The organism is Pseudomonas sp. NPDC089743 (assembly GCF_044748785.1).
In the GTDB taxonomy this organism is placed as follows: domain Bacteria; phylum Pseudomonadota; class Gammaproteobacteria; order Pseudomonadales; family Pseudomonadaceae; genus Aquipseudomonas; species Aquipseudomonas putida_X.
Map to the genome: position 1 here is coordinate 1 of NZ_JBIVGS010000033.1, position 7774 is coordinate 7774.

The window sequence follows — 7774 nt, forward strand, 5'->3', positions numbered from 1 at the left end:
AATGGGTTATTCCAGGGCCTTGATGGGCGGGTCCTGGTAGTTTTCATCGATGGCGATGCCCATCTTTTTCAGGCGTGCTTCGGTTTGGGCGCGTTCCTGGGCCATGCGTTTGAGTTCGGCGGGTAGGAGAGTTGTCCATTGTTCACGGTCGTCGCTTTCAAAAAAGCTTTTGTAAAACTCCGCTTCGGATTCGACCGTCAGTGTGAACAAATAGGAGCCTATCTGTTCCGGAGCACTTTCGTTGTTTTCGCGCTGAACTCGAAGAGTCAGATACACACCATCCTTGTGAAAATACCAACTGCTGAACATTGGCATCGCTAGCCACTCTTCTTGGCTGAGTACCAATGCGGGATCATTCCATGGGCCTGTGCCGATGGGTTTACCCAAAACTACTCTTGGGCTATCGAATTTTTTCGCTTGGCTGCCCGGCAGTCTCGCTTCGTTGGGCATGATAAACCGATGCCATCCTTTGGCAAGCAAACCGTCTGCTTGATCCCGGAAGTATTTCATGGCAAATGAGTGGGAGGAATCGGGATCAACCCCGCCGAGGATAATCTCTGCATCATTCACCGTATCGCTCTCATAGGTGCCCAATGTGACACCCACACCATCATTGTATTGAAGAGAGGTTGATGAAGCTGGGTTTATGGCAATGGCCGCTCTGTGCCCACTGGCAAAAGACAGTGAGTATTTGTAGAGGCAAATGCCCAGCATGCAATCTTTTTTGAAGTCGACCGATGAGTTGGCGATTGCACTCTGGATGTTATCGTTGATTTGAAATTGCACGATCGGCTTATTGCTTTCCATCTGTGACTCTCCACAGGCCATAAGAAATAAAAAAAGTGTCAACCCTAAAGATTTATACATTTTCACTCCAGCTTGCTATGGCGCGAATGCTTTCGTGCAGGCTGTGGGACAGATAATCGACGCTGCGCCAGTTGAGCTTGCCGCTGAGGAACTGCGAGCCGGTGCTCCACCGGGTGATGCCGTCCTGCTTCTGGGTCACGCTCTGGGTGTGGAACGGCACCCTATGCGGGGTGAGCGCAGCCAGGGTGTCGACGCTGTCGGTGAAGACGATGCAGTGGCTGTCGGGCTTGTGCTCGACGTACCAGAGGATGCCTTCGAGCTCGCACCAGCGCTGGACGAAGTTGGCGTCGGTTTCGTTGAACTGGGTGACGTAGGACAGCGGGGCGTATTCGCGGCGCAGGTCGAGGCAATAGTTGCCCTTGGCCTGTTCGTACTGGGCGAAAACGGCCTCCAAAATCGCCGGCAGGTTCTTGTCTTGCCAGATGCGGCAGTCGCTGCGGTATTCGAGCAGGCTTTGTGGGAACGGGGTGCCGTAGATCAGGTCCATGACAGGGGAGCCGAATGAGACGTCAATCAAGAGAAAACAGGGCAGTCAGCACAACTATCATCTGCACGAGAATAAGAACTTTTAACCATCTGAGTTGGCGGCAATATATTAAGTAGATTGCATTAAGTAACAAAGTCATGAGATTTGTAATCCATAAAGCAGCAAGTGCAAATATCTTCTGATATCCACCGATGCCAGGCATTGTCCCATAATTCGGTCCAGCTAATAAGCACAGGGCGACGATTGACCCAGATACGGCAATGCCTATACTGACTGCGCCTACATAGCGCATAGCGCTTGACGGATTGGGGCTCATATAATACTTTATTCCTTGCTTATATTGTTAGGTTTTAAATGCACTAGCATCGAGAGCGCTTCAATAGATTCTTTGTCCAGAAGCATGCGCCCCATGCGTTAGATCATAAGCTCTACGGGTTCAGCGATAGCTACTTTGAAGTCAGTGAGTTTAATGCCTGATCCCAGATTATCATAAACTGTGCCTCGGAGATTGAGTTTGGCTCTTCTTGGTTAGGGAAGCCTGCTCCATTTTTCGGCTTTTGTGTCGTCATATAGCTGTAATCTAAATCGAAACGAAGTTCAGGGTTTTTATCGCTGTTTGGTACGCCTGGGTAATACCAGACGGCATTGATTTCAGTCAGGTAACCTTCACCGACTTTTTCAGTACTAGCCTCAATGATTTCCTCTCCTATGAGATTATTAACTGTTCGTTTAGTATTGCGGTACATACGGTGCTGGAAGTCAGATTTAATTATCCAAGCGGCCTCTTCAGTCGGTGAAACAGCGCTGCTGTTTCTTTTTGAGAGAAATTGATTGGCTATTTCGCCATATTGTTTGGATGTAAATTTTGCTCTCAAGTCCGGCCGCTCTGTGAAACTAAAGTCGATATAAACACCTTCGTTTCCCGTCTTGTGAGGTAAGCATCCATTGACATAGCAGATGCTTTGAGGGTCATCAATATCGCTGAGCTTAATTGAATCAAGAATAGTTCTGATCTGTTCGTCCTTGTTGAGCGTGCTGTCGCCGCCAAGTACAAATTTCATATTATTAGACCACTGATACGCCACTGTGGAAAACACAACTTTGTTTATGGGGTCGCCGTCAAGCCCTTCTCCTGTGATTCGCGTGTGATCATAGCTATAGAGAAATGACCCATTACCCATCGATTCCTTGGTGGCTTTGTGTTCTGCATTATTTAGGTTACGGCCTTCAATGGATAGCCAGTTTTTTTGCGCTTCTCTCTCTACCCGTGGCTTTATGTAACCTGGTGTAATGGATACGGGCACCCCGTTCAGTTCAAGTAACGCGCCGCTAAAAACGGCGTCGATTGGAAGGTCAAGACTAAACCGACCTACCCGGACCGTCTTCGAAAGGCTTTTAGTTGAGTCCATCGTTTCTGATGCTCCTGATGCAATAGGGGTAAACAATGAGGCAATTAGCAGACTACAGCCAATGAGAATCGCTAGCCCGTGTTTAAGAAAATGATGATGCACTAGCATAGATTTTTTGCGCCCTTAGCAAGGCTTATAATCGAGTGAAGTGTAATCGCTCGAGCCGACTTGTCATTGTACGACGCACCATGTTTAAAGCCAGAAAGGCGTGCTGAAAATTTGATGTGATTGGTGACAGCTGCAGCTGAATGCGTTGGCACTGTGCCGTCGCCGGTATCATCTTGAGACGCCATAGCCGCATGATAGGCATCACCGCTATAATCAGCACCTATGACTGCGGGTCCGTGCAGTGGTTGCTAGGCTATTTTTCCGGCAGTTTGTGGATTATTGAGTATCACATAGTTTATTCTGTTATCTGTGCTCAGTCGCAAGTTTGGGGTTGTTTCTACCGATGACATAGGTGAGAATTGACCGGTCATTTTTCGAAATGATTTGAGAATCCAGTCGATCTTGTTCCAAGCGGGGAACTTGCTGTCGGGCCCAAAGTGCGCATATGTTTGAGGGGAATAATAAGTTCCCAAGAATGCGTGGAAGTTTTGAGCCATTTTTAGATTTTTCAAATATAAGTTCCAGCCATCTTCAAGCTCTTCTCTGTTTTGGGCGCGCGGTTCTACCAAGCGTGGGTCGCATAGGCGCCACCAGGCAGTTGTTTTCGAATAGATTTCGTCGTAGGGATTAGAGGCTTTAGGCAGCGACATCAAAATCGGACCGTCATTTTTTCCCAGCGAACATTAAGCCAGCCGTTGCCATAGAGTTGGTTGGGTAGTAGCTGTAACGGCCCTGGGGCGCCAAAGACCGGTGTAACTTCGTCAGCATTAGCTTCTATCGCCATTTGTCCTGTCAAATCTTCCCATCCGGCTCTTACGCGTCGATACGCTGTACCAGCACTGATTGCCGGTTGCACAGTGTGGACAACCCCCAATATATTCTGCGGATATTTTTGTGCGCAGCGCCTCGCGACGAGCCCTCCCATTGAGCGAGTCACCATGCGCAGCGAGCACGAACTCAACTCACCGTCCTGGCTCAGGCGGTCCGGGTGGAAGCGCAAGCACACAAGCCTAGCTAGATTCGTTTGATGCTGTTTACTAAGGTATCCCAGAACTCAAGGGCGTCCTCATCACTATTGAAAGTCGCGCCCTCATCCAATGTGCTCATTTCAAGTTTTGCATAAGGCTCCATGCTCGATTTTGGTGTGCCAGCATACTCAATGCGAAATGAGTAGAAGGTGCGGTCGTTAGATTTGGTCTTCAGTAAAACTTCTTCAAAGGTTAGGCCGGCAACCATTCTTTTATTTTTTCTCAAGAGACTAGAACGTGTAAGTATTTTTTGGAGCATCGGTGTTACAATGCCCGAAGTGCGCTGATCATAACGCTCGATCAAACCAGGCTCTGGCTTTCGTATTACCTGTGTATCAAAGATTACATGAATTCCCGGCACCGTTGAAATTGGTAGCCCAATTGAAACTTGCTCAGGGTATTTATCACGGGGAAGAGTTAGATAGCCAGCATCTACTGCGAAAGTGCCTTCCGGAGGTTTGGATGCGGGGTTGCGATAATGGATTAATGAGTTTAGATCTTTTGCAAGTTCGACAGCTTTATCGAAAGAGTTGAGTGAAATCGATTCTACGGTTTGGCGATAAAGCGTATTTTGTGAGGTCAAATAGTATATGTCAAAGTCGTAGTTTTTAGCTTTGGACACTACAATTACACCTCCGCGGTCTAGCAAAATTTTCTGATCAAACCCTTTGTATCCTGATTTGTGAAGTAGATTGATTTCTGCAATAGATTCATCAACTTTTTTGCTGATGTCCCGCTTGCCGTTTTTGCTTATAAGCTGTATATCCTTTTGGATTACTTTGTATGATGTCCAGATACCTGAGCCATCTGTTGGAGCCGACATCAAGTAGCGGCCAAAGTAAAAAGTATTTAACGGGGTGTTCATGCTTGGTGCTCCGCTCGCGGCAGTGGACATAATAAATATTGCTGCAAAGTTAATGGATTTAAATGCGCGTGTGAGCTTCTTGCAAGCCTTAAATTTCAACATGGACCGATAGCCTCACAATACTATATAACGTGGCATACAGCGTACGTTTGTCCGGATCATTATAAGCATTCTGGTGCTCGTAGCCCGTAGTTTGATTATAGATACCGGTTTTACAGACAGTCGGATAATCCAATGAGTTTTTTCCGTGAGCGAATGCCGCTTTCACTTCAGGGAAAGCTCGTGAGCTCGCGGATGAAGAGACTGGCACCGTGCCGTCCCCAGGGGTAAGTTTAGGAGCGAAGGTGAATCTTCGACCAGCACCAAGTTCGATGATTCCGGTATAGTCGTCATTCGTAATGCTCAGCTTCTCAGGATCCTCCCATCCCACCCAATCAGTCTCCCACACTATGTCACCCCAGGTTATAAGCTTTTCCGCCTCTGCTTCGGCAGAATAATGAACATATGTGAAAGGGTGATAAGTCGTCTTAATGGCGTCGTGAAAAAATCTAGTATTGTCTATATTGTCCTCGAAGATTGCCCTTTTGCCCTGTGGAGTACCAAATGTGATTTCCTCTTCATCATCTTGGAATTCATTTGGATCAATGAGAATATCCGACTCCTTTGGAATTAATCCCCACCATTTTTGGGATTTATAGATTTCTTCATAGGGGTCGCCAGCGGTTGGAAGCATGATGAAATCTTTGTCGCTCTCAGGCCGTCTGGCCAAAGCCTCACTTTTCTTTCTTCGGGCAAATAACCAGCTTTCGCCGTCGTTGTAGTTTGCTGCAGGGAGAAGTTCCAGTCCACCTCTGGAGTAAGCTAAAACGGCTACGGTTTCTTTGGCTGTCGGCCCTAAAATTTGTCTGGTCACGAACCCCTCGATCCCCTCTCCTTCAAAACCTGCTCTGATTCTACGATACGCGGCAGGGGCACCTGTCGCAGGCATTGCCCCGTGAATTATTCCATAAATCTTGTCGTAGCCATATAAGCCTACCATTGATCGAGCAACTAAGCCGCCCATTGAATGGGTTACGATTATTACTTTTTTGGCGGTAGGGTGGTTTGGTAATATTTTATTATGTATTAAATCCATAATATCTTTTGCTGAGTCTTTATTTGATTGAAGCCAGTTGTAGCCTCCTGCCCAAACCTCATATGTTATGTCTGCTGAATGTTTAAGCTCTGCTGAATTATCAATAGCGGAAAGGGGAGGGTTGTTGTTCCAGTCGCCCCAATCTGCGGGGTGCAGATCGCTATGATCCTTCCACCAACCTTGTAGTGCTTGATCAAGCATAATGGTGTTCATTTCATTTTGGATAGAGATCATTATCGGATGGTATGCCGAACGCATGATGCCGCCCCATCCGCGTTTTTTGAGTTCCTCCTCACTCAATGGCTCCATTAAGCCTTCGGTGCGAATTGGGCCGTCTTGGTAGGCCGTAATCATTCCTTTTCGCCCATCAAGATCATTCTGCCTATCTTTTGCGGAGCTAAATAGAGCTGATATAAAAGAACCCACAGCAGCGAACTTAGCAGGTATGGTATCCGTATTAGGGGCGATCCACGCTATCTTTTTCGTCCTGGTATTCCACAGGTTCGTTCCCATAATACCCGGGATGAATACCACTGGGACTACTTTGTTCGTTTTTACGGCAATTTCTTTCTCTCGTTGCTCTGTGGACTTGCCAAGCGTAGTGCTTGCGGTTCTACTGCCGTCGGGGTTCAATATGGATATTAATTTTAATGGGTTAATCATTTTTTCGTCTCTCCCCTGGGCTATTTAGTGAAAGTCAATCCAGTACACGGATCTTAAGGAATTCAGCAATCCGACTCTGCTGCACAGGAATCTTCCCGGCCGCATCCGACACATACTGCATCACGCTGCCATCTGCCCGCGTTACCTCTACCTTCACCCCCGGAGCAGGCTCACCAGTACTGAGCTTCTTGATCAGATAAGGGTCGGCAAAGTCGGTCTTGGGCATTTCATTGAAGCTGTGTGACAAACTCGTGCCCCCACTGAAGGTCTTTTTCGCCCCTTTGACATCAATGGTACCCGGTGCGTGGATTTCGATATTGCCGCCCTTGATGCGGATGTAACCGCCACCACTGGTGAGCAGAATCCCGTCCTTGGCCGCAATTTCGATCCCGGCGGCGGTCGAGCTGAGTTTCATGTTCTGCAGTGAAGTCAGCAGCATCTCGTCGTTCTGCGCTTGTAGCTCCACCTTGCCTTTGGCCGCAAACAGCTTGGCCCCTGCGTTCTGCGCAAACAGGCTGATGCTCTGCACCACGCTGGCCAGCAGCGATTTGCCGCTGGCGATGCTGACATCCTCGCCGGTACTGATGGTCAGGTGCTTGCCGCTGTGCAGATGTGTGTTCTGCGGGGTTGCGGTGGCGATGTCGGCCGGGGAAGAAGCGATCAGCAGCGGCTTCTGGTAACCCGGTGTCTTGCCGCGACCACCGTTGCGGATCGCCCAGGCGGTGTCGCCGCCGTTGCGCTGCTGTTCGCTCGGGCCTTGGCTCGGGCTGCTGCTGTCGTTGCCATAGGTGACGTCGGTGTCGGCATTGAGCTGGGTGAGGCTGTCCAGGCCAGCCTGCAGGGCGTCGGCGTTGTGCTGTTTGGCGGTGTCGGAGAGGGTTTTGAGGCGCTGCTCGCTGTTCTGCAACTGCTGCTGGGCTTCGCTGACGTCGAGCTGGGCGCCTTCGGCGTTGCTGCGCTTCCAAGTGCTCAGGTACAGGCCTTGCTGGGCGCGCAGGGCGCCGTAGGCGTCGGTGCGCAGTTCGAAACCGGTGCCGCGCAGGCCACCGCGGTTGTTGCCGCGCTGGTCGATCAGGTAGCCGAGGTTGAGCTGGGTATGGCCGTGGCTGCTGTGCAACTGGGTGCGTACCTGGCCGGTGGAGTCGTCCATCACCCACTGGTTGAAGCCGCCGCCGCCGACTTCCTTGCTCTTGTAGCCGCTCATCAGGCCGC

At 49.3% G+C, this 7774-nt stretch carries 7 protein-coding genes and 1 pseudogene; all 8 read right to left on the minus strand.

Going from position 1 to position 7774, the window contains the following annotated elements:
• Positions 1 to 6 precede the first annotated feature (6 nt).
• Entirely contained in the window at positions 7 to 807 is an 801-nt protein-coding gene (locus ACIPZC_RS25865; RefSeq protein WP_400630381.1) for a hypothetical protein, read from the minus strand.
• 103 nt (positions 808 to 910) lie between these two features.
• Positions 911 to 1321: pseudogene (locus ACIPZC_RS25870) on the minus strand (contractile injection system protein, VgrG/Pvc8 family); the annotation flags it as partial.
• 55 nt (positions 1322 to 1376) lie between these two features.
• Entirely contained in the window at positions 1377 to 1670 is a 294-nt protein-coding gene (locus tag ACIPZC_RS25875) for a hypothetical protein (RefSeq protein WP_400630383.1), read from the minus strand.
• A gap of 130 nt (positions 1671 to 1800) precedes the next feature.
• Entirely contained in the window at positions 1801 to 2763 is a 963-nt protein-coding gene (locus ACIPZC_RS25880) for a T6SS immunity protein Tli4 family protein (protein WP_400630385.1), read from the minus strand.
• A 356-nt stretch (positions 2764 to 3119) separates the two neighbouring features.
• Positions 3120 to 3521 carry a hypothetical protein gene (locus ACIPZC_RS25885; protein WP_400630387.1) on the minus strand — a complete coding sequence of 134 codons (402 nt, stop codon included), beginning with the start codon at positions 3519 to 3521 and terminating at the stop codon, positions 3120 to 3122.
• A gap of 364 nt (positions 3522 to 3885) precedes the next feature.
• Positions 3886 to 4764: a T6SS immunity protein Tli4 family protein gene (locus tag ACIPZC_RS25890; protein ID WP_400630389.1), complete on the minus strand. Its 879-nt coding sequence runs from the start codon at positions 4762 to 4764 to the stop codon at positions 3886 to 3888.
• A gap of 88 nt (positions 4765 to 4852) precedes the next feature.
• Positions 4853 to 6562, minus strand: coding sequence for an esterase/lipase family protein (locus ACIPZC_RS25895; RefSeq protein ID WP_400630391.1), 1710 nt, complete (start codon positions 6560 to 6562; stop codon positions 4853 to 4855).
• 34 nt (positions 6563 to 6596) lie between these two features.
• On the minus strand, positions 6597 to 7774 hold a 1178-nt coding region (locus ACIPZC_RS25900; RefSeq protein ID WP_400630393.1), incomplete at its 5' end, for a DUF2345 domain-containing protein.